Genomic DNA, 20083 nt, shown 5'->3' with positions numbered 1-20083 from the left:
CTTCTGTTCAGTCAGATCACGCTTCGGGGAAGCCCCGCAAGAGATACGATCGCAGGGCGCCCAGCAAGCCGTTCAGGATCAACCCCAGCAGCGAAATCGTGATCAGCGGTACGAACATGTCGACGGCCTGAAAGGTTCGGGCCGCCGTCACCAGCACATGCCCCAACCCGTCCGTCGACGTAATCATCTCGGCCAGAAACACCACGATGCAGGAAATGACAAGGCCGATCCGGCAGCCAGTCAGGATCGACGGCATCGCCGCCGGCAAGACCACCTTGAACAAGATTTCATAGCGCGGCGTTCCCGCTGCCATCGCCGACCAGATCAGCTTCTGCTCGACGGCTGACGCGCCGTAATAGGTGGACAGCAAAATGGGAAAGAGTGCGTCCGCCGCCACCAGCGTGATCTTCGATCCGTGGCCGAAGCCGAGCAGAAGTAACAACGCCGGATAGAGTGCGACTTTAGGCAACGGTGCCAATACGCGCACGATTGGACGAACCACGGCATTGATCGCTGGATTGGCGGCCGCGGCGATGCCGATGCTTACACCGAGCACGACCGCAATCGCAAAGCCGGCAAACAGCCGGATCAGGGTCGCCGCGATCTCCTGCTGAAACGTCCACGTCACGAGTTGCTGGAGCAACCTGCTGAAGACGTATCCCGGCGGCGGCAGCAAGACCGCAGGCGCAAAGCCGAACGATACGAGGCCTTGCCACACCGCGATCACCAGCACAATTGGCGCGAGCCCGAGAACGACGTTTGCTGAGGGAAGACGCGATGTCATGAGAAGCTCAGCGGCATGTCGAACTGAGGCTCGGACCAGCGCACCAGCCGTGCGCGGACCCGCTCGAAAATCGCATCGAGGCAAATTCCCATCGCCCCCACGATGATGATCATCGCGAAGACGGTGTCGTATTGGCCCATGTCCAGCGCATTGAACAGAATGTTGCCGGCGCCGGACTGGCGGGCGATCATCTCGCTGGTGATCATCGTGATCAGCGCCAGCACGAGACCGGTGCGACATCCGGTCAGGATTTCCGGCAGCGCCGCCGGCAGCACGATCCGCACCAGCCGTTGCGGCGGCGAAAGTCCCATCGCGGCGCCCGACCACAGCATCTTCTCTTCGACGGCTTGGGCGCCCTCAAAGCTGTGATAGATCACTGGGAGGCTGACGCCGAGGAAGATCACGAGCGTCTTCGTGATGTCGCCGACGCCCAGCCAAAGCATGATGATCGGCATCAGCGCCGCTTTCGGCACCGGATAGATCACCATTAGAAGCGGGTTGAAGAAGGCCGCGACGGCGCGGCTACGCCCCATCAACAGACCCAGCGGGATCGAAACCAGCACGGCTACACCGAACCCGATCGCCATGCGGCGAAGCGAGGCCAGGATGTTGATCAAGGACTCCTTGTCGCCAAGGATGTCCGGGATCGCGCGGATCGCCTCGATCGCCGTCGGAAAGCTGTCGTTCTTCAGCGCCAGCGACGCGACCTGCCACACCGCCAGCAGCCCGATGCAAGCGAACACCGGGGCGGCACGTCTGGAGGCTGCAGCCAGCAATGTCATGACGGCGATCCGGTTTCGTCAACCTCGTCGAACATGCGCTCGATGTCGACGACGTATTTCTGGTAGCGCGGATCGAGCAACAGCTCGTTGCGGCGACGCGGCCGAGGCAGATTGATGTCGATCACCTGCCGAATGCGGCCGGGAGATTTCGACATCATCACGACCTTGTCCGACAGGAAGACGGCCTCGTCGACCGAATGGGTCACGAACAGCACCGTCTTGCGGTCACGCTCCCAGATGTTCAGGAGATCATTCTGGAGGCGTGTACGGGTGTGCGCGTCGAGCGCGCCGAACGGCTCGTCCATCAGCAGAACTTCAGGGTGGTAAGCCAATGTCCGGGCCAGCGCGACGCGCTGCTTCATGCCACCCGAGAGCTCCTTGGGATAAAAGTTCTCATAGCCTTTGAGGCCGACCATCTCGATCAAGGCCCGGCTCTGTGCTCCGGCCTCGGTGGCAGGCACACCTTGCTGGCGCGGGCCATACATCACATTGCCCAACACGGTCTTCCAGGGAAACAGAGCGAACTCCTGAAACACTGGTCCGCGATCCGGACCCGGCCCCGTGATCGTCTGTCCCTTCATCCTCGCCACGCCGCTGGTCGGGTTGACGAAGCCGCCGACGATATAAAGAAGTGTCGACTTGCCGCAGCCGGACGGACCAAGGATGGAGACGAAGGCTCCTTCCCCGATCGTCAGCGAGATGTCCGATAGCGCCAAATGATCCTTACGCGCCGAGGTCTGAAAAACCTGGGAGACGCGGTCGATCTCGATGATCGCAGAAGCCGGCCTTTGTGACGTCACCGGATTCACCCATTCGCTCGATCTCGAAGGCACTACCCTCATCCCGTCTCTCACTTGATTCACGCGCGAATGTCACGCAACCGATCCGCTGATGTCCTCCATCAGCAGCTCAAGCTTAGCAAGAAACTTGCCAGACAGGCGGTCATTCTCGCGCGGGAGCGGCGCATCATTCGAACCAAGGCCATTCTGCAGGGCCCTCATGTGTCACGGCTCCGCCCGGCGCCTGTCCGACCAGCCGCGCATACTTTGCGAGCGCACCTGCACGGTGACGGGGCGGCCTCGGCTTCCAATCGCGTCGGCGCGCCGTGAGTTCCTGCTCGTCGACCAGCATATCCATCCGCCGGTTTGCGGCATCGATCCGGATCCTGTCGCCGTCGCGAACAAGCGCCAACGGACCGCCGACAAACGCTTCGGGGGACACGTAGCCGATGCACATGCCGCGAGTAGCGCCGGAGAACCGTCCATCGGTGATCAGGGCCACTTTCTCGCCCATACCCTGACCGTAGATCAGCGCGGTAACGCCGAGCATCTCGCGCATGCCCGGGCCGCCGACTGGCCCTTCATTGCGGATCACCAGCACCTCGCCGGCCGTGTAGGCGCGGTCACGGACCGCTTTGACACATGCCTCCTCATCTTCGAAGACGCGCGCAACGCCCTCGAAGTGCTGACTCTTTAAACCTGCGACCTTGATCACCGCACCGTCTGGACAGAGATTGCCCTTCAGAACCGCCACGCCACCATCGGGCATGATCGGCGCACGAGACGCGTAAACGACTTCACCATCGGGAGCGTTGGCCGCGCCATATTCTTCGGCGAGCGTGCGCCCCGTGACGGACAAGCAGCTCCCATCGATGTGCCCGCTCTGGATCAACTCGCGGATCACGACGGCCGCGCCGCCGATGTCGTAGACATCCTTCGCAGTGTACTTGCCGCCCGGCCGCAAGTTTCCAATCAGCGGCGTCCTGGCAAAGACCTTGCCGACGTCATCAATCGTGAATGCGATCCCGGCCTCATTCGCGATCGCCGGCAGATGCAGCGCAGCGTTGGTCGAGCCGCCCGTGGCGGCAACAATCGCCGCACCGTTCTCGAGGGATTTCCGAGTCACGAGGTCGCGCGGCAGCGGGCCGCCACGTTCCAGCATCTCCATCACCAGCCGCCCGGCGCGGCGCGAGATCTGTGCACGTTCGGCATAGACACCGGGCACCATCGAGACGTTGGGAATGGTCAGCCCCATCGCCTCCGACACCATCCCCATCGTGTTCGCGGTAAACTGGCCGGCGCACGCGCCAATGGTTGGCAGGCAGGCGCGCTCGATCCGTTCGAGCGTGGCGCCGTCGATCTCTCCGGTCATGAAGCTGCCGACAGCTTCATAGGAGTCGAGCACCGTGAGAGTCCGCCCGTCCAACCGGCCCGGCAGCGAGCTGCCGCCGTAGATGAAAATGGACGGTACGTTGCAACGAACCATACCCATCATCACGCCGGGAAGTGTCTTGTCGCATCCGCCGTACCCGATCAGCGCGTCATAGGCGAGACCATGAACGACGGCTTCGATCGAATCGGCAATCAGCTCGCGCGAAAAGAGAGAAAACTTCATTCCCTCGTGATTCATGCTGATGCCGTCGGAGACCGATACGGTGGAGAATTCGCGCGGCGTGCCGCCAGCCTCCTCGATTCCCGTCTTTGCCGCGGCCACTTGGAAGTCGTGGGTCATATTGCAGGGCGTCTGCTCGCCCTTCATGCTGACGACGCCCACCATCGGCTTGGCGATCGCGGCGTCGTCGAGCCCCATTGCGCGCATGAAAGCGCGGTGCGGGGCCCGGTCGAGGCCGTCAGTCGTGACCCGTGATCGCAACTTTTTCATGCGCGCATCTTTTTCAAGCAACGTCCGGGACGATCCGGAACGCCGCGCCCCCTTGTTGGGACAATTCGCCCGTCGCCTATTCCAGCGGCGCGACGATCGTCGCGTGCTTGAACTGCGCGGCATCCAGCTTCGGCAGCATTCCGGTCTCCGCGTAGATGTCCAGCATCTTCTGGATCGCCGGGAAGTTCGGCGCCGCACCCGGATCGCGGCCGAAATCGTTGTCCTTGAGCAGATAGGTCTCGAGCACCGGAATAGGCGCCTTGAGAACCTCATTGACGACCTTTAGCGTCTCTTCGCGGTTGGCCAGTGCTTTCTTCATACCTGAGGTAATGTCACGCACGTAGGCCTTCACCAAGTCGGGGTTCTTGTCGACGAAATCCGCGCGGCAGGCTTCCAGGATGTGTACGATGTTCGGCATTGCCTGCGACAATGAGAACAGCTTTCTTGTGCCACCCTTCGCCTCCGCACGTGCGGCAAAGGGCTGGTTCATGTTGACTGCGTCGACGCGGCCCTGACGCAGAGCATCTTCGGAGACGGCAAATCCGACCTCGACCAGCTTGATGTCCTTCGCCGGATCGACGCCATTCTGCTTGAGCAACAGGTTGAAGGGGCCTTGCGTGCCGCCGCCGATCACGGAAATGCCGACCGTCTTGCCTTTGAGATCGGCGATCGTCTTGATCGGCGAGTCATCCATGACCGCCCAATAGACCGAGAAACCGCCGGGCTTCTCGAAGACGTGCTGCGCCACGATGTAGGCCTTGAGATTGCCGCCAACTACACCGTTGGCGAGCGACAGCGGCGCTTGCGTCGCGCAGTCCAGCGCGCCGGCCGCCAATGCCTGCGTCATCGGCGCGGTGCCCTGAAATTGGGTCCATTCGATGTTGTAGGCCTTGCCGATATTGGGAAACTCAGCTGGCCTGCGCATCATCCAGTACTTGGATTCCTCGGCCGGGATGGTCCAGCCGACGCGAATGGTCTGCTGTGCCCATGACGGGGCTGCCCCCGCGCTCGCAGCCGCGGCCGCTCCCAAAGCCAGGATCCACTTCGAAACGGTTCGCATCGTGCCCACTCCGCTGCTCCGGCGCCGACCGGCGCCGCCCAACCCGACACTCAAATGTTTCATGGTTCAAACAATCAGGCAAGCCATGCGAGCCGAACGGTTTCACTGTCCGACCTGCAATGTATGGTAAGGCGGCGTTTGCGCTGCGACAGAAGGAGGCAACCTATGGCTGATGCGAGCACCCGCAGGGCGTCGAGAGGCTGGGCTATCTCGGCCTTGGACTGATGGGAACGCCGATGACCCGGCGCCTGCTCGAAGCCGGCCATCAGGTCGCTGTCTGGAATCGTTCGGAGGGCAAGGTCGCTCCGCTCGTCGCGGCCGGCGCCAGGCGCGCAACCACGCCCCGCGACATGTTGGCGAACGCGGATATCGTCTTCATGTGCGTGACCGATGCCGCCGCCGTCGAAGAGGTGATTTTCGGGCCCGACGGTCTTGCAGCGGCTTCCGGCGCAGGCAAGCTCGTCGTCGACTTCTCGTCGATCCATCCCGACGCCGCGCGCGATCTTGCAGCGCGGCTGAAAGACGCGAATGGCGCGGGCTGGATAGATGCGCCGGTGTCCGGCGGCACCAAGGGCGCAGAGGAAGGCACGCTCGCCATCATGGCCGGCGGAGAAGCTGCCGACATCGAGCGGGCACGGCCCTATGTGCTGCACATGGCACGCAGGTTCACCCACATGGGCCCGATCGGGGCTGGCCAAACCACAAAACTCTGCAACCAGGTGATCGTCGGATGCGCGATGGCCGTTCTGGCGGAAGCCACGCGCCTTGCCTCGAATGCAGGGATTGACGCAGGCCGGCTGCCCGAGGCGCTCGCCGGCGGCTTTGCGGATTCCATCCCGCTTCAGCTCTTCGTGCCGCGCATGGTCCAGGGCATCCACTCGCCGCCGCTTGGCCATATCGCGACAATGCTCAAGGATCTCGACACGGTCGCCGATGTCGCCCGGGCGACGTCAACGCCGGTGCCGATGGCGACCCTCGCGGGACAGATATTCAGGCTGGCCAAGGCTGCACGCGGCGCCGACGCGGACGCTTTGGAAATCTACAAACTCTCGGCCACAGACCGCTGAGCCGACGAGCGTCCTTGAATCGCCTTATGGCGACTTCTTGCGTTCATCATCAGCCAGGAACCGGCCATACCCCCCGCGCGCAAACAGCAGGGGCTCCTTGGCACTGTAGGCATAGGCCTCGACCGCGCCGAGAAAGATCACGTGGTCACCGCCATAATAGCGATTGACCGATCGGCATTGAAAGTTGGCGACACTCTCGGCAAGGACCGGCGCGTTCCCGAGGCCCGGGGTCCAGTCGACCCCGGCGAACTTGTCTTCGGACGATTTTGCAAATTTGTTCGCAAGCGTTTGCTGCGACGTGCCGAGTATGTGAACGGCGAAATGGCTGGCGTTCTGAAACACGGGGAGGCTTGAGGAATAGAATCCGAGGCTCCAGAGGACCAGAGGGGGATTTAGGGAGACTGACGCGAACGAATTGCAGGTGATGCCATAGGGCTTTCCATCAGCGGCCATGGCCGTGATGATCGTTACGCCCGTTCCGTATGTGCCAAGCGCGTTGCGAAAATCGCGAGGATCGATCGGCGAACTGTCGCTGGCGAGTTCATTGGCTGGATCGGAAATGGCCGGCTGCTTCGGCAGATCATTCATCGGCCGGCCTCACAGCGTGAGATTCTCGGACGGCAGGCCCAGAGCCACCCGTCCGTAATTGGTTCCGGCCGCATCGAAGTTGAACGCAAGATGCGAGTTGATCGCGTGCGCATCGCGGAACTGCCGCTGCAACACGCCCGTCGTGAACAGACCGCGCGCTCCGCTCGCCGCAAACAGCATCGAGACCGCGTCGGTGCATAGATTCACCGAAAATGCGCCATCGCGACGATATCTGGTCTTGATCGCCATATCAGGAATACGGCCGCGCCTTGCATCTTCCATTGCATTGACGCAGGCCGAACGCATGATCAGGCGCGCAGCGTCGATCTTGGCCGAAGCCTCCGCGATCTTGATCTGAGTGCTTTGAAAGTCGCTGAGCTTGGCGCGGTTGTAGGTTGAAATGCGATGACGTGCGACCTCCGCATAATCGTCGAGGCATACTTGAGCGTTCCCCAGCGCGACGCCGGAGAGGACGTAAGGAAATAGCGAGAACACAGGTAGCGCATACAGCGGATTGGGATTGACCGTGCTTCCCGGCGTCGGGCCACCGGCAAGATCGCCAACCGCTACCGTCATATAGTCGGCCACGAAAACGTCCCTGACTTCGACATCGCAGGAGCCGGTACCGCGCAGTCCCGTGACATTCCAGGTGTCGAGCACCTTGTAGTCGACTTTCGGCAGCAGGAAGATTCGGTACTCGATCCCGTCTGCTTCGTCGTCGGAATAGACAACGCTTGCAAGCATGTTCCATTCGCAGGAGGCAACGCCCGAGGAGAACGGCCAGCTCCCGTGCAACCTGTAACCGCCCTCGACCCTCGTGGCGCGACCGGCTGGAAAAATGAACGAGGACGCAATCAGCGCGTCGGGATCACGGCCCCAGACCAGATCCTGCGCCTTCTGCTCGAACATGCCGAGCATCCAGTGATGGCTCGCCAGGTTAGCGAGATTCCACGCCACTGACGCATCCGCCATTCCCAGCAGTTCGGCGCAGTCGACAAGGGCGACATAGTCAAGCTCGGCACCGCCGATGCGCTTCGGCTGCAGCATGCGGAACAGGCCAGCGTCGTGGAGATCCTTCTCGGTTTCCGTCGGAAGATGCCGCAGCTCCTCCGTGCGGGCAGCCCGCTCTCGCAGCCGCGGCACGAGCGCCCGGGTCCTCGCGATCATTGCCGCATAGGCGCGTTCGCCGGCTTCCTGCCCCGTCGGCTGGCCCATGCTCGGCCCTTGACCAGGCGCCATTCGTGTCCCTCGCTTTCACATAGTTATGCGGCGGGAACTTCGCCAAATCAAGCTGGGCAGGGTTAACGTTGCGTGGTCGCCCTGCATCCCGGCTGTCCGCAGGAATGCGATGTCACGTACACCGTCTTCTCAAAGCAGCTTTCCGCGAACTTTGCGGTGCCTGGCTCCGCGGACCTGACCGCTCAGGCTTGGCCTGAGGTCGATGGCTTGTCTGATCCAAAGACGCCCTTCTGAGTGAACTCCGAAATCCGGCGCTCGTCGTAACCGAGCGTATCACGCAGGACGTCTTCGGTATGCTCGCCTAACAGGGGCGCAGCGACGGGATCAATCGCTCCCGTCAGGCTCATATTGATCGGAGGTTCGATATTGGGGACCCACTCTGCAGTACGGTGCGGAATCCTGTTCAGGCGATGGCGCTCGCGGGCCTCGGGCGCATTGAACCCCTCCTCGACCGTTCGGAGATAGCCGACCGGGATATTGGCCAGCTTCATCTTCGCTATCCAGTTCTCGAGGGTATCGCTCGCAAAGACCTCTGCGATGGCTGCCCGCAGGAGCTCCTTGTTCTCAGAGCGCGCTTTGCGCGACGCGAACTGCGGATCAGTGATCAAATCGGGCCGGTTCAGCACCTCGACCACCAGCCGGCGATAGAGCCGGTCGTTGGCGCAGGCCATGTAAAGCGGCCCATCGGAAGCTTCATAGACACCAACAGTGGGGGACCCGTTCGGCGAATTGCCGAACCGGCCAGGGTTTTCGCCGTTGATCAGATAGGCCATGCCGTAGAAGCCGGTCATGCCCATGGCGACGTCGAACAGGGCGACCTCGACATGCTGCCCACGGCCGAGCCGATCGCGCGCCAACAGCGCCAGCAGGATGGCGTTGCAGGCGGACATCCCCGTCGCCATGTCCACGATCGGCGGGCCGGTACGAACCGCAGGCCCATCGGCGAACCCATTGAGGGACATGAAGCCGCTTTCCGCCTGCGTGATGGGATCGAAGCCGGGCCGCGCGGCAAATGGTCCTGAGCGTCCGTAAGCCGAGATCGAGCAATAGACCAGCCGCGGGTTGAGCGGCGCGACCGCCTCGTAGTCGAGGCCGAACTTCTTCATGACCCCGCTCGAAAAATTCTCCACGACTACATCCGCCTTCCGGATCAGGTCCAGTGCGATCTCGCGAGCCTGCGGCATGGTCAGGTCGAGCGCGATGCCGCGCTTGTTGCGGTTCAGGCTCAGATAGGCGGCGCTTTCTCCGCCGATTTCGGCGTGTTCGTAGGCCCGCGTATCGTCGCCACCATCCGGATTCTCGATCTTGATGACGCGTGCACCGAAATCGGCAAGCGTCTGCGTGCAGGCCGGCCCCGCCACGACCCGCGTAAAATCGACGACCAACAGACCGTCGAGCGCGGTAGGCGCGCCCGTCGCCCGCGACGAACGTTCCGGTAATTGAGGCTTGGTGGGCATCGACGGCGCTCCCTTACATCGGCTTATGGTTGCCGAATTTCCTGCAAGAGCAAACTTAAAGCCCGGCACCACCAACTTCGCAAGTGCTTCACCCGCATCGCTTCAATACGCAAAAAGGGCCCGTCAGCCATCAAGCCGCCGGGCCCCCGAACATCTTGGGAGTGCGAGCCACACTGTGTCTCGCATTGGCCATCCTACGCCGAGAAAAGTACGTTCCGCATTACGGGAAACCCTGCTCAGCGAAGCCACTTCCGCCAATAGAGCGTGTGCGCCGAGGCCTCGGGCACCTCTGGCTCGAAGAGCCGATAGCCCGCCTGGATGAAGTTGTCCGTCGTATTCAAGACAATGACATCCCTTTCGATACGCAGCCCCCTGAAGTCCCCGCTCCCAATGCCGTCGCAGCACGCCGACCCTCGAGAAGTAGCGCCGTTTCGAATGTGCGTCGACGGTATGACGCCGGCAAATGCGACCGCCTCATCGCCATGTTAGGCAAGCCACCACGCTCCCAACTCGAATTGCGGCATGGCCGCCGTGTCGAAGAACGTCGACCGATGCAGATCAGCCAACGTCTCGACGAGGTCGTCATCGGATGCATCAACGATGCGAATTTTGTACGGCCCGTTTGCGGGAAATAGCGTGCGTGCAAGTGCAGCGATGTCGGCACCGTGGGAGCTCACTTGCCCAGCACGACCCTAACGCCTAGCAAAACGGCCCCCATCAGTCCGGTCGCGATCACCGTGATAACGGCCTTGAAGGTGTAGCTCTGCGCCTGCTCCACGCTCTTTCGCCACCTCCGCACGTGTTGGAGATCAGCCCTTAGCTCCTTCCGGTCGTCATGTTCGATTCCGAAGGAAGTTAGCACCGATGCGACGGCCTTCAGTACGAAGGCATCGATGCTCTCCTGTTGCACCCTGTGTTGCTCGGCCAGTGTCTCAGCCACGATCGCCCTGATTTCATCATCTGGTTGATGATCCTTGCAACGTTCTCGAAACCACGCTTGGCGAAGTAGAAGGATACAATCAGTCTCGGTCAGCATCCGCGCCTTAGACGTCTTCCGTCGCGCGGGCGGGCGGGCCGGCTCGCTCGCGAACTCCCTTTCGATCTCATCGCTCAAGAAAACGTCTCCCACAACACGATTGCAACCAAGCCCGCGAGTGCGAGCGATATCAGTTAGGCGGTCATCGTCTCTCCACGAAAAAGAAAAAAGTGGCAGATCGCGTGACCAAGCGCGATCGTTTCGGGCGCGAACCCTATGTCCGTGAGCCCCGAGACCGCAGCGGCGCGAGCAACGGACCCGGCGCCGCGCCGGTCGGCGTTCCTTGAACGTGGTCTAGCGAGTGCGTGGCCGGATGCGCGGCCACCGTCCGATCTCAAAATCGAGACGAAAAACCCGCGGCGGGTGCTTCCAGCGCGGGTGACCAAACTCGTCTCGATGATGTCATTGGCCAGTGTTTCGACATGTCAAACATCCCTCGTTCGACCACACCGTGCCGGAACTAACCCGAAGAGCGTCGCGTTCATTCCTTTAGTCAAAGGAACGTGCATGCGATGAGCCACACTGTACTGGTTGTTGACGACGATCCCGGCGTCCTCGACGTCATCGTGGGCATGTTGGAAGATCTCGGCTGCGAGGTGACAAGCGCCGAAAGCGGCCCGGATGCGCTCGATCAGCTCGGGCAGAACGAGAACATCTCCATCCTTATCACGGACATCAATATGCCGGGCATGGATGGTCACGAACTGGCCGAACTGGCGAAGCGGCTACGCCCGGGATTGAAAATCCTGCAATTATCGGGGCGCGAGCCGCGGCGCGGAGGCCTGCCAATGATCCGGAAGCCGTTTTCGTTCGAGGAGCTCGCCGACACCATGCGGCGAACCACCGGCGTTTGCTGAACGCAGAGCCCAAAAGAAAACCCGCGGCGGGGGCTCCCGCGCGGGTCGAACCAAACTCATGTCGATGATGCCATTCTGCCGGTGTTTTGCCCGACGTGTCAACGCGGCGAACGCGGAAGAAGGAGCCCTCCCTCCCACTTTGATATGTGGTGCGCAAGAGACTTGCTTCAAGCCCCCCGCCCTGCCGTAGAACCCCCGACCCAATGAACATCCAAAGCAGGGGGTCCACATGCCTGTATTGCTTCCGTCGTCCCGGCCGCGCGGCCGTTCCGAGCGGGCCGGCGCCAGCCGCGCGAGTCACCATGCCGTGGTGATCGCCGGCGGCGGCCCGACCGGTTTGATGCTGGCCGCCGAGCTGGCGCTCGCCGAGGTCGACGTCGCCGTGGTCGAGCGGCGCCCGGATCAGGAGCTCGTCGGTACGCGGGCCGGCGGATTGCACGCGCGTACCATCGAGATCCTCGATCAGCGCGGCGTCGCGGAGCGCTTCCTGCGCGAGGGGCAAGTCACCCAGCTCGCAGGCTTCGCCTGGACCAGGCTCGACATCGGCGATCTCCCCACCCGGCACGCTTATGGCCTCGCGCTGCGGCAGAGCCACATCGAGCGCATCATGGCCGACTGGGTCGAGGAGCTCGCGGTGCCGATCTATCGAAACTCCGAGGTGACGGGCTTCGTTCAGGACGCGACCGGCATCGACGTTGCGCTCTCCGGCGGCAAGACATTGCGCGCAAACTATCTCGTCGGCTGCGACGGCGGTCGCAGCCTGGTGCGCAAGCGGGCCGGCATCGATTTCGCCGGCTCCGATCCAACGCTCAGCAATCTCATGGCCGAAGTCGAGATGCGGGACGAGCCGGTATGGGGCCTCCGCCACGACGCCATCGGCTTTCATGGCCTCAGCAAAGCGGAGAGCGGTCGCGTGCTGGTCGTCGTGACGGAAGCGACGCTCGACCGCACCGGCGAACCCGGACTGCGCGATCTCAGCGATGCGCTCGTCGCAGTATTCGGCACCGACTTCGGGGTCCAAAACCCCGCCTGGATCTCCCGCTTCACCGATGCGGCGCGGCAGGCCGTGTCCTATCGCCGGGAGCGCGTGCTGCTCGCCGGCGATGCCGCGCATATCCATCACTCCGTCGGCGGGCAAGGCCTCAACACCGGCGTGCAGGACGCGGTCAATCTCGGCTGGAAGCTGGCGCAGGTGGTCAGGGGCATTGCGCCCGACGGCCTGCTCGACACCTACCACGCCGAACGTCATCCTGTAGCCGCGCGCGTCTTGCGTAACACGATGGCGCAAATCGCCATGCTCCGCCGCGGCGAGGCCGGCCTCAGGGCCGCGCGCGATGTGGTGTCCGACCTGCTCGCCATGGAGGAACCGCGCAAACGTTTTGGCGCGATGATGAGCGGGCTCGATATCCGCTATGATCTCGGCGAGGGACACGAACTGCTCGGGCGCCGGATGCCCGATCTCGACCTGATCGTCGACGGCTATCCACAGAGATTGTTCACGCTGCTGCACGGAGCGCAGGCGCTGCTGATCAATTTCGGCAAGTCCGGCGGCTTCGACATAGTATCCAGGGCTGATCGCATCAGAGTCATCAACGCCAGCCACGACGGCGCGTGGGAGCTCCCCGCCATCGGGCAGGTCGCCGCGCCCGAAGCGGTGCTGGTTCGGCCAGACGGGCACGTGGCGTGGGTCGGAGATGAAAGCCAGCGAGGACTTGAGGACGCGCTGATCATCTGGTTTGGATCGGCTGCCGCGGCGTAGCGCATGAGCGCCTCACCTAGAAACAAAAAGAGCCCGCGGCATTCCGCAGGCTTGATCGTAAGCGTCGTTCCGCTCCCACCTTTTCGGGGCAGATGGGATAGGCGAGTTTCACGATCTCTTTGAAGGGATCGGTTTGTGTCTATGTTTGACCATACGCTTAAGTCGGATGTAACGGCGCGCCGGCTGGAAGTGATCACGGAGACGGGACGACGTCGTTGGTTCTCCAAGGACGACAAGGCCCGGATTGTCGAGGAGACGCTGGTACCAGGCGCGGTCGTTTCCGAGATTGCCCGGCGACACGGGCTGACCCCACAACAAGTGTTCACTTGGCGCCGGCAAGCGCGCCGGGAGCCGGCGCCGATGGCTAACGATCCGCAGTTTGTACCTGCGGTGGTAGACGCCATGGCGCCGGTCGCGGTTGCGGGCCGTGAGCGCAAGACAGCGCGACGGAAGGCCAAGCCGGATGTTGGGGGCATCGAGATCGAAGCCGAAGGCGTCACTATCCGGGTCGGCCAAGGCGCGGACGTGGCGATGATTGCGGCCATCGTCCATGCGTTGAAGGCAAGCCGGTGATCGGCCCGTCCGGCACTGTCCGGGTGATGGTGGCAACCAAGCCAGTCGACTTCCGCAAGGGAATGGAAGGGCTTGCTATGTTGGTACGCGAGCACATGAAGGCCGATCCGTTCTCGGGTGCTGTTTATGTCTTCCGTGCCAAGCGCGCGGACCGGATCAAGCTGATCTTCTGGGATGGTACGGGTTTGTGCCTGTTCGCCAAGCGGCTCGAGGAAGGCGTCTTCCGCTGGCCGAAGATCGAGGATGGCGTGATGCGTTTGTCAGCGGCAGAATTGTCGGCGCTGCTCGAAGGGCTCGATTGGCGGCGTGTCCACGCGGCACGGGAGACGGTCGTCCCGACGCAAGCCGGATAATTGTGGGCCGCGCTGCGGCGAAGTGAATCAGAGGCATCGAGTACGTCGAGTACGTCGTCAGGCGGGCGCGAATATGCTCTGATTTGCCCGTGAGCGATAACCTTCCTGATGATCCCGAGACGCTGAAGGCGATGCTGCTTGCCGAGCGGCACGAGAGCGAGCGGCTGCGCCAGATCATCAAGGAATTGCAGCGTCATCGCTTTGGCCGGAGGGCGGAGTCGCTTCCTGAGGAACAGATGCTGCTGGGCCTCGAGGACGTCGAGCAGGTCGCGGCCTCTGCCGAGGCCGGTCAGGACGAGACCGCCCCGGAAGGTCGGGCGGAACGGGCGCGCAAGCGCCGCGTCAACCGCGGGGCTGCCGGCGCATCTGCCGCGGATCGAGGTCGTCGTCGACATCGACGACAAGACCTGCCCCTGCTGCCAGGGCGAACTGCATCGGATCGGTGAAGACAAGAGCGAGCGGCTGGACATGGTGCCGGCGCCGTTCCGCGTTGTCGTTACCCGGCGTCCCAAATACGCCTGTCGTGCCTGCGAGGATGGTGTCGTGCAGGCCGAGGCTCCGGCCCGGCTGATCGAGGGCGGCCTGCCGACCGAGGCCACGGTCGCCCAGGTTCTGGTGTCCAAATATGCCGATCATCTGCCGCTCTACCGGCAGGCCCAGATCTATGCCCGCCAGGGCATCGCTCTCGATCGATCGACGCTGGCGGACTGGGTTGAGCATGCCGCCTTCCACCTGCGCTCGCTGCATGAGCGCCTTCTCACGATGCTTCGAGCGAGGTCCAAGCTGTTCGCCGACGAGACGACGGTGCCGGTGCTCGATCCCGGTCGAGGGCGCACCAAGACCGGCCAGCTCTGGGCCTATGCCGCCGACGACAGGCCCTGGGGCGGCCTCGATCCGCCGGCATCGCCTATGTCTATGCACCCGACCGCAAGGCCGAGCGGTTGTTCAGCCATCTTGCCGGCTACAAGGGCGTCCTGCAGGTCGATGGCTACACCGCCTATCCAAAGCTTGCCGAGCGCGGCGAGGTCGAGCTCGCCTTCTGCTGGGTGCACATGCGGCGCAACTTCTACGAACTCGCGACGGCGGGCCCCGCGCCGATCGCAAGCGAGGCGCTGAAGCACATTGCCGCATTCTACGCGATCGAGAAGGAGATCCGCGGCCGCAGCCCGGAGGAGCGCCGTCTCGTGCGTCAGCAGAAAAGCCGACCGCTGGCCGATGCATTCGAGGCTTGGCTACGCGCCAAGCTGGCTCTCATCAGCCAGAAGATCAAGCTCGCCGCCGCCATCCGCTACGCTCTCTCGCGCTGGCAGGGGCTGACGCGCTTCATCGATGACGGTCGCATCGAGCTCGACAACAATACGGTCGAACGATCGATCCGCGGCATCAAGCTCAGTCGCAAGAACGCGCTGTTTGCCGGATCCGACGGTGGTGCCGAACACTGGGCGGTCGTCGCGTCCCTGGTCGAGACCTGCAAGCTCAACGACGTCGATCCGCTTGCCTATCTCACCGACGTCCTGACCAGGATCGTCAGTGGTCATCCGAACCGCGACATCGACCAGCTATTGCCTTGGGCCTACCGCACTCAGTTCCTCAAAGCCGTGGCCTGATAACGACGCTTACGCTTGATCTACATCAAGTTTTTGGAACCCGTGGTTGATGCGGCTTCTACCAGTTGGTGCTCATGTATTCTGCTGCGAACGCAGCCAAAGCTCTTCGTCGAAATCGCCCGTCGCGCCGAAGCTTCCAAGAACGCTTAGCCACAGCCGCCGGCAACGTAGCCGAGGCCGAAAGCACCCCGACCTTCATTACCGGCCGAAACGACAAAGCCCGCCGCGGAGGTCCGGGCGAGCGTAATTCGGCATTCAATGTGATCGTGCAGGTCATTTTGCATATTCCAGCGCTAGGCGTTTGCCTGGATCCCATCGCACTTCGTGTTGCACGAGCGTTCAGGACAAACGAAAAAGCCCCGGCGATGCCGGGGCTTTGACGTCTGAAGTTGAGTTCAGATCAGTACTTCGCGACAACCGGACCGGTCCAGTTGAAGCGGTAGACCAGCGAGGTCGAGATCGTCTGATTCCAGCTGTTGGCGCGGATGCTGTTGCCGACCGGAACATTGCCAGCGTCGAACAGCTCGTCCTGGGTCTTGGCGTTGTAGAAGGCCGAACGATATTCGGTCTTCATGAACCAGCCGGGCGAGCTGATGCCGAAGAAGTTCAGGCTGTTCTCGACGCCGCCACCGATGAACCAACCGTTGCGGTTGTAGCTGTTGAGGTGGGCACCGACGGGAACGCCGGCGAGGTCCGTGAAGTTGGTCTGGCCGAAGTGGGCGCCCGAGTAACCGCCGTTGACGTAGGTAAGAACGTTCGGGGCGGCCAGCCAGCCGAGGCGCACACCAGCGGCCCACGACGTCTCGAGCTTCTGGGAGCCCGTGATCTGATTGAGCGGATCCTGGATGGTGGCGCGGATGCTGCCGAACTGACCGTCAGCGAACACGCCAGCGACCCAGGTGCCGCTGAACTGCCAGTCGTAACCGGCGCCCACGGTGCCGAACCAGCCCGAGCCGCCCTGACGCTGGGTGATCGTCAGCGGCGTACCGGAAACCGTATCCACAACGCTCTGGTCAGCATTCGAGAGGCCGCCACCGCCACCGCCAAAAATGTAGAAGCCGGTCCAGTTGGCGACCGGCGCCGGCATCGGAGCGTTCACGTAAGGGCGGGCAGCCAGGTCAGCGGCCGAGGCCGAACCGGTCATCGCCACAACCGCGGCGAGAGCGAGCAAAGTCTTTTTCATTGTCGAAATTACCCCAAGTGGAAGCGTCGTCGATGTCTGTGAGGTAATCTAGACGTATTGGCCGATAATGCTGTAGCTGGAAGGCCACAGTGACGGACAAACGCTCTGGAAATGCTGGCTGGCAACGAAGAAGACATAGCCAATTTAGTCCGCGACAATCCAGCGGCTATCGCCATCTATCTATCTGATAACTTTGAAGAAAACGAGATACTGAAGGCTAAGACGGCGCTCAGCCTCGTCACGCGAGCTCATAACGTACAGATCCTGGCACGGGACGCGGGCCTTCGACGCGACACCCTCTATAGGACGTTTGGCGGTCGAATCGACCCGCAGCTCAGCCGGGTTCTTAGGCTGCTCGAAGCGCTGAACGTAAAGGCCCGGGTTACGCCTGCGTCCGGGATCGCCAGCCCGAGCGCGATCGCTACACGGCTCAGTCAAGCCTTCGCTTTCGACGATCCGACTGACACCATCCGGGAGCTGAGCACCGTCGTCAAATCGCAGAACGTCACCTCGCTCGCGCGCGAACTCGGCATTATGCGGACGACGGTTTACAAGACGTTCGGAGGAACCGTCGATCCGCAGCTAAGCCGGGTCCTAAGTCTCTTTGAGACTTTCCGGGTCAGGCTGGAGGTCGTGCCGTCGACTGAGCCCAAGGCCAGGCCACCCCGTCCGAAGCTTGGTCGACCGCGAAAGACCCTGGTCGAGCGGCCTTAGAGTTTCTCAAGTTGAGCCCCGTCCCGGCACCTATATGCGGCCTCGTACGGGAAACTCTTTCAAGCCAGAAAACCCGCTGGCCTCGCATGATGTGCAGGACCGCGTCCTGCGACCAGTGCGGCGGCGGGCGAGTACCTCACGGTAATGATCCGCGAGCTTAGCAATGTCGAGCCAGACTGGGCGGCTTGTATAACCCTTCGACACCTCGCCAGCCTCGAAAGCGAAGCCCTTGAGATCGACTTCGCTCCCCCTCTTTCCAAATAGGTGGTACTTTCCGAATGGGTGGAAAGCGTCAGCCCGTGCATTTCGGAATCCCTGCCCTGCGCTAGCTCCCCGGGACGTTGAGCCCGCTCGCTGATTCGTCATTGCGTAACCCAGAAGTTTCGCGGCTGCGGCCCGAGCAGCTCACGAGCGAACAAGCCATGGCGAAGGCTAAGGAGTTTGCCAGAGAGGCGCTGCTGCGTAAGTCAGCGACGCGCCTTCGACCACCGTAATTCCGCGGTTCTGGAACATGGCCGAGAGATCGGCTTCGGTTGCCTTCCCCGTCGCCAAAAGCTGATCCGTCTTGAAGTCGTCGACCACGAAGCTTTTGCCGGCTGCCCGGCAGATGAGGTTGTTCTTCATGCAGTAGACCGCCCCGGGGATCTTCGAGACGCTCACCGCCGCCGCGGTCATGGCGGCGGCGGCGGTCGCGTAGCGGGCGCGGAATTGCGGATCAAGCAGTACTTGGGCGCTTTCCTGTCGACCGGACAAGACCAACCGCAGCGCCAACGCGACAACCACCATCACTCGCGATCGGTTCAGGCCGATCGCCGCGGCTATTGGCGAAGCGGCGATCCGCGCCAAGGTCGCGCCGAGACCGATCGCGAGCGCGATCGTAAGGTCGAACTCAGCATTCCCGAAGACGCCATCGCCGAGCCATTGCGTGAGGCAGGAGGCCAGCGCAACAGCGGAATGCAGCGCCGTAAAGCGCGCGGCGTAGCTGGCCCGGTCGAACCACGCCCACGACCCCCACAGGATCGCCGCGAGTGCCAGCCATTGCAGATGCCCCAACTGGCTCACCAGATGCCCCACCGAATAGGCGCGAGCAGTGAGCAGATTGGCGAAGAACTGAGGTCCGAAGACAGCGCCGCAGAGGGCGAGCCCCGCCGCTGCCGCCCCGCCACTGATCAGCACGGGCCGTGCAGCAGAGCGCCAGTCGCGCAGGCATAGCCACAGAACGGCCGCCGCCGGGATCGCGATGATGTTGTGTTTCCAGAAGCCTGCCAGAACCATCAGCAACAGCGGCGGAAGCGCTGATCGGCCAGCCTTTTCTCGGGCGAGGAACCACACCAGGGCAGCGCCCATGATCGCCTGCCCCGCAATCTGCGGGTCGTTCGCTCCAACATAGAGGGCGGCATTGTGCGCCATCAGAGCGACGAACCACATCCCGCCGACGACGCCGGCAGAGAACGACCCGGCCAAGATCCTTACGGCCAGCGTGATCTCCACGGCCAGCGCTAGCAGCCCAACGAACGAGAGCACCCGTCCGACATAGAGATTGTCACCGAACAGCTTGCCGAGCTCGCCGATGACTAAGAAGGAAAGCGGAGGGTAGTTGTTAACGACGAGCTGATCGCTGCCTGGATAGAGAGGCAGCCCAGCGGCCGCGATATCCTGATGGAACGCGTTCCACGACTCGGTGAACCAAATCTCGATCGGGAATTGAGCCCGCCAGACCGGCCAAAGCAAAAAATACGACGCGAGCATCGCAAGGATGCCCACGCACAAAAAGCGCGTGTGACTATGCATTTCTCAGCCCCGCCGGACGCTACTCAACCGGCGCGCGAACTGCAAGTCCTTCAATTGAACACGGGAGTTTAGATCCTGCGTCGGAAGCGAGCACCCTCTGGTCGTATCGGCAAGCTGTCGCGCGAGAGCAGAGATTAGCCCGCAAAATAGAGGTTCAGCGGCAAGCCTTGCTCGACTTGCAGGAGGCCGCTGCGTCTCTTGTACGCGCGACTTCGATCGGCTCACTTCACGACATCACGCATCTCACCGAAGCTCGACCCACAGGTCGGCAACAATATCGTTGCGAGTGTCCTGTTGGAGGTTACGTGGTGCGAAGCTGGACAGCCACTCGAAGTCACCGTCTTCGGGTATGTAAAGCGGGATATCGCTGCCAGGCACGACCTCAGCGGGTCGCTCAAAAATCACCCCTTTAACGCGCTGGGACGGGAGATTGTCGCAAAGTATAAGAGAGAGAATCCAATGAAAGCCTATGGCGACATTCGTTCACCGCGGCCGCTCGATGCGCCTGCGTATCTCGACGGTACTATGACGCGCGTCGAGATTGTCTCGGAGAGCCTCTGGTCGTGAACCAG

General features: G+C 62.4%; 18 protein-coding genes and 1 pseudogene. 7 read left to right on the top strand and 12 right to left on the bottom strand.

The window, feature by feature from the left end; translation table 11 throughout:
- Positions 1–16: 16 nt before the first annotated feature.
- The 5 genes from ACVJ5M_RS15600 to ACVJ5M_RS15580 all read right to left on the bottom strand — a co-directional run bounded on the left by ACVJ5M_RS15600 (position 17) and on the right by ACVJ5M_RS15580 (position 5287).
- Positions 17–784 (bottom strand): ABC transporter permease, encoded by a 768-nt coding sequence (locus tag ACVJ5M_RS15600; RefSeq protein WP_063982078.1) that lies wholly within the window; start codon positions 782–784, stop codon positions 17–19.
- Positions 781–1566 (bottom strand): ABC transporter permease, encoded by a 786-nt coding sequence (locus ACVJ5M_RS15595; protein ID WP_063982077.1) that lies wholly within the window; start codon positions 1564–1566, stop codon positions 781–783. Before ACVJ5M_RS15595 ends, ACVJ5M_RS15600 begins: the two co-directional genes overlap by 4 nt.
- Positions 1563–2408 carry an ABC transporter ATP-binding protein gene (locus ACVJ5M_RS15590; protein WP_063982076.1) on the bottom strand — a complete coding sequence of 282 codons (846 nt, stop codon included), beginning with the start codon at positions 2406–2408 and terminating at the stop codon, positions 1563–1565. The genes ACVJ5M_RS15595 and ACVJ5M_RS15590 overlap by 4 nt, the downstream gene beginning before the upstream one ends.
- 124 nt (positions 2409–2532) lie before the next feature.
- Complete coding sequence (gene ilvD / locus ACVJ5M_RS15585; protein ID WP_063982075.1) at positions 2533–4227, bottom strand: dihydroxy-acid dehydratase; 1695 nt, start codon at positions 4225–4227, stop codon at positions 2533–2535.
- A 76-nt stretch (positions 4228–4303) separates the two neighbouring features.
- A complete protein-coding gene (locus ACVJ5M_RS15580) occupies positions 4304–5287 on the bottom strand; it encodes an ABC transporter substrate-binding protein (protein ID WP_063986219.1) in 984 nt (327 codons plus the stop codon).
- A 200-nt stretch (positions 5288–5487) separates the two neighbouring features.
- On the opposite strand from ACVJ5M_RS15580, the gene ACVJ5M_RS15575 reads away from it, so the two are divergent.
- Positions 5488–6354 (top strand): NAD(P)-dependent oxidoreductase, encoded by an 867-nt coding sequence (locus tag ACVJ5M_RS15575; protein ID WP_456679631.1) that lies wholly within the window; start codon positions 5488–5490, stop codon positions 6352–6354.
- 24 nt (positions 6355–6378) lie between these two features.
- Here ACVJ5M_RS15575 and ACVJ5M_RS15570 read toward each other — a convergent pair whose 3' ends face one another.
- The 5 genes from ACVJ5M_RS15570 to ACVJ5M_RS15550 all read right to left on the bottom strand — a co-directional run bounded on the left by ACVJ5M_RS15570 (position 6379) and on the right by ACVJ5M_RS15550 (position 10653).
- On the bottom strand, positions 6379–6942 hold the full coding sequence (locus ACVJ5M_RS15570; protein WP_014493742.1) for a flavin reductase family protein: 564 nt from the start codon (positions 6940–6942) through the stop codon (positions 6379–6381).
- Positions 6943–6951: 9 nt separating this feature from the next.
- Entirely contained in the window at positions 6952–8181 is a 1230-nt protein-coding gene (locus ACVJ5M_RS15565; RefSeq protein WP_063982072.1) for an acyl-CoA dehydrogenase family protein, read from the bottom strand.
- 182 nt (positions 8182–8363) lie between these two features.
- Positions 8364–9638 (bottom strand): CaiB/BaiF CoA transferase family protein, encoded by a 1275-nt coding sequence (locus ACVJ5M_RS15560; protein ID WP_063982071.1) that lies wholly within the window; start codon positions 9636–9638, stop codon positions 8364–8366.
- Between the two features lie 485 nt (positions 9639–10123).
- Complete coding sequence (locus ACVJ5M_RS15555) at positions 10124–10315, bottom strand: hypothetical protein (protein WP_346283371.1); 192 nt, start codon at positions 10313–10315, stop codon at positions 10124–10126.
- Positions 10312–10653 (bottom strand): hypothetical protein, encoded by a 342-nt coding sequence (locus ACVJ5M_RS15550; protein ID WP_063986218.1) that lies wholly within the window; start codon positions 10651–10653, stop codon positions 10312–10314. The genes ACVJ5M_RS15555 and ACVJ5M_RS15550 overlap by 4 nt, the downstream gene beginning before the upstream one ends.
- A 533-nt stretch (positions 10654–11186) precedes the next feature.
- On the opposite strand from ACVJ5M_RS15550, the gene ACVJ5M_RS15545 reads away from it, so the two are divergent.
- From ACVJ5M_RS15545 to tnpC, 5 genes and pseudogenes are all read left to right on the top strand, one after another.
- Positions 11187–11531, top strand: a complete 345-nt coding sequence (locus ACVJ5M_RS15545; protein ID WP_063982070.1) for a response regulator — start codon at positions 11187–11189, stop codon at positions 11529–11531.
- Between the two features lie 229 nt (positions 11532–11760).
- Complete coding sequence (locus ACVJ5M_RS15540) at positions 11761–13290, top strand: FAD-dependent monooxygenase (protein ID WP_063982069.1); 1530 nt, start codon at positions 11761–11763, stop codon at positions 13288–13290.
- Positions 13291–13431: 141 nt separating this feature from the next.
- A complete protein-coding gene (gene tnpA, locus ACVJ5M_RS15535) occupies positions 13432–13863 on the top strand; it encodes an IS66-like element accessory protein TnpA (protein ID WP_231145760.1) in 432 nt (143 codons plus the stop codon).
- Positions 13860–14216, top strand: a complete 357-nt coding sequence (tnpB, locus tag ACVJ5M_RS15530; RefSeq protein WP_063980520.1) for an IS66 family insertion sequence element accessory protein TnpB — start codon at positions 13860–13862, stop codon at positions 14214–14216. Before tnpA ends, tnpB begins: the two co-directional genes overlap by 4 nt.
- Positions 14217–14347: 131 nt before the next feature.
- Positions 14348–15823: pseudogene (gene tnpC / locus ACVJ5M_RS15525) on the top strand (IS66 family transposase).
- Positions 15824–16223: 400 nt separating this feature from the next.
- Here tnpC and ACVJ5M_RS15520 read toward each other — a convergent pair.
- The gene (locus ACVJ5M_RS15520) at positions 16224–17006 is read right to left on the bottom strand and encodes an outer membrane protein (RefSeq protein ID WP_063982067.1); all 783 of its coding nucleotides are present in this window, start codon (positions 17004–17006) and stop codon (positions 16224–16226) included.
- Positions 17007–17117: 111 nt separating this feature from the next.
- Here ACVJ5M_RS15520 and ACVJ5M_RS15515 point away from each other — a divergent pair, with 111 nt between their 5' ends.
- Positions 17118–17720: a helix-turn-helix domain-containing transcriptional regulator gene (locus ACVJ5M_RS15515; RefSeq protein ID WP_063982066.1), complete on the top strand. Its 603-nt coding sequence runs from the start codon at positions 17118–17120 to the stop codon at positions 17718–17720.
- Positions 17721–18152: 432 nt separating this feature from the next.
- Here the strand turns inward: ACVJ5M_RS15515 and ACVJ5M_RS15510 are convergent, their stop codons facing one another.
- Positions 18153–19511 carry a hypothetical protein gene (locus tag ACVJ5M_RS15510; RefSeq protein WP_354100732.1) on the bottom strand — a complete coding sequence of 453 codons (1359 nt, stop codon included), beginning with the start codon at positions 19509–19511 and terminating at the stop codon, positions 18153–18155.
- Between the last annotated feature and the right edge of the window lie 572 nt (positions 19512–20083).

The organism is Bradyrhizobium sp. S3.7.6, assembly GCF_054061875.1.
Note: the sequence above shows the minus strand (reverse complement) of the source record. Positions and strands in the feature narration are given on the sequence as shown.

What these genes read in the sequence shown, in the direction of transcription:
- ACVJ5M_RS15600 (WP_063982078.1), bottom strand. Translation starts at nt 784, where the DNA reads ATGACATCGCGTCTTCCCTCAGCAAACGTCGTTCTCGGGCTCGCGCCA.
- ACVJ5M_RS15595 (WP_063982077.1), bottom strand. Translation starts at nt 1,566, where the DNA reads ATGACATTGCTGGCTGCAGCCTCCAGACGTGCCGCCCCGGTGTTCGCT.
- ACVJ5M_RS15590 (WP_063982076.1), bottom strand. Translation starts at nt 2,408, where the DNA reads ATGAGGGTAGTGCCTTCGAGATCGAGCGAATGGGTGAATCCGGTGACG.
- ilvD (WP_063982075.1), bottom strand. Translation starts at nt 4,227, where the DNA reads ATGAAAAAGTTGCGATCACGGGTCACGACTGACGGCCTCGACCGGGCC.
- ACVJ5M_RS15580 (WP_063986219.1), bottom strand. Translation starts at nt 5,287, where the DNA reads ATGCGAACCGTTTCGAAGTGGATCCTGGCTTTGGGAGCGGCCGCGGCT.
- ACVJ5M_RS15570 (WP_014493742.1), bottom strand. Translation starts at nt 6,942, where the DNA reads ATGAATGATCTGCCGAAGCAGCCGGCCATTTCCGATCCAGCCAATGAA.
- ACVJ5M_RS15565 (WP_063982072.1), bottom strand. Translation starts at nt 8,181, where the DNA reads ATGGCGCCTGGTCAAGGGCCGAGCATGGGCCAGCCGACGGGGCAGGAA.
- ACVJ5M_RS15560 (WP_063982071.1), bottom strand. Translation starts at nt 9,638, where the DNA reads ATGCCCACCAAGCCTCAATTACCGGAACGTTCGTCGCGGGCGACGGGC.
- ACVJ5M_RS15545 (WP_063982070.1), top strand. Translation starts at nt 11,187, where the DNA reads ATGAGCCACACTGTACTGGTTGTTGACGACGATCCCGGCGTCCTCGAC.
- ACVJ5M_RS15540 (WP_063982069.1), top strand. Translation starts at nt 11,761, where the DNA reads ATGCCTGTATTGCTTCCGTCGTCCCGGCCGCGCGGCCGTTCCGAGCGG.
- tnpA (WP_231145760.1), top strand. Translation starts at nt 13,432, where the DNA reads ATGTTTGACCATACGCTTAAGTCGGATGTAACGGCGCGCCGGCTGGAA.
- ACVJ5M_RS15520 (WP_063982067.1), bottom strand. Translation starts at nt 17,006, where the DNA reads ATGAAAAAGACTTTGCTCGCTCTCGCCGCGGTTGTGGCGATGACCGGT.
- ACVJ5M_RS15515 (WP_063982066.1), top strand. Translation starts at nt 17,118, where the DNA reads ATGCTGGCTGGCAACGAAGAAGACATAGCCAATTTAGTCCGCGACAAT.
- ACVJ5M_RS15510 (WP_354100732.1), bottom strand. Translation starts at nt 19,511, where the DNA reads ATGCATAGTCACACGCGCTTTTTGTGCGTGGGCATCCTTGCGATGCTC.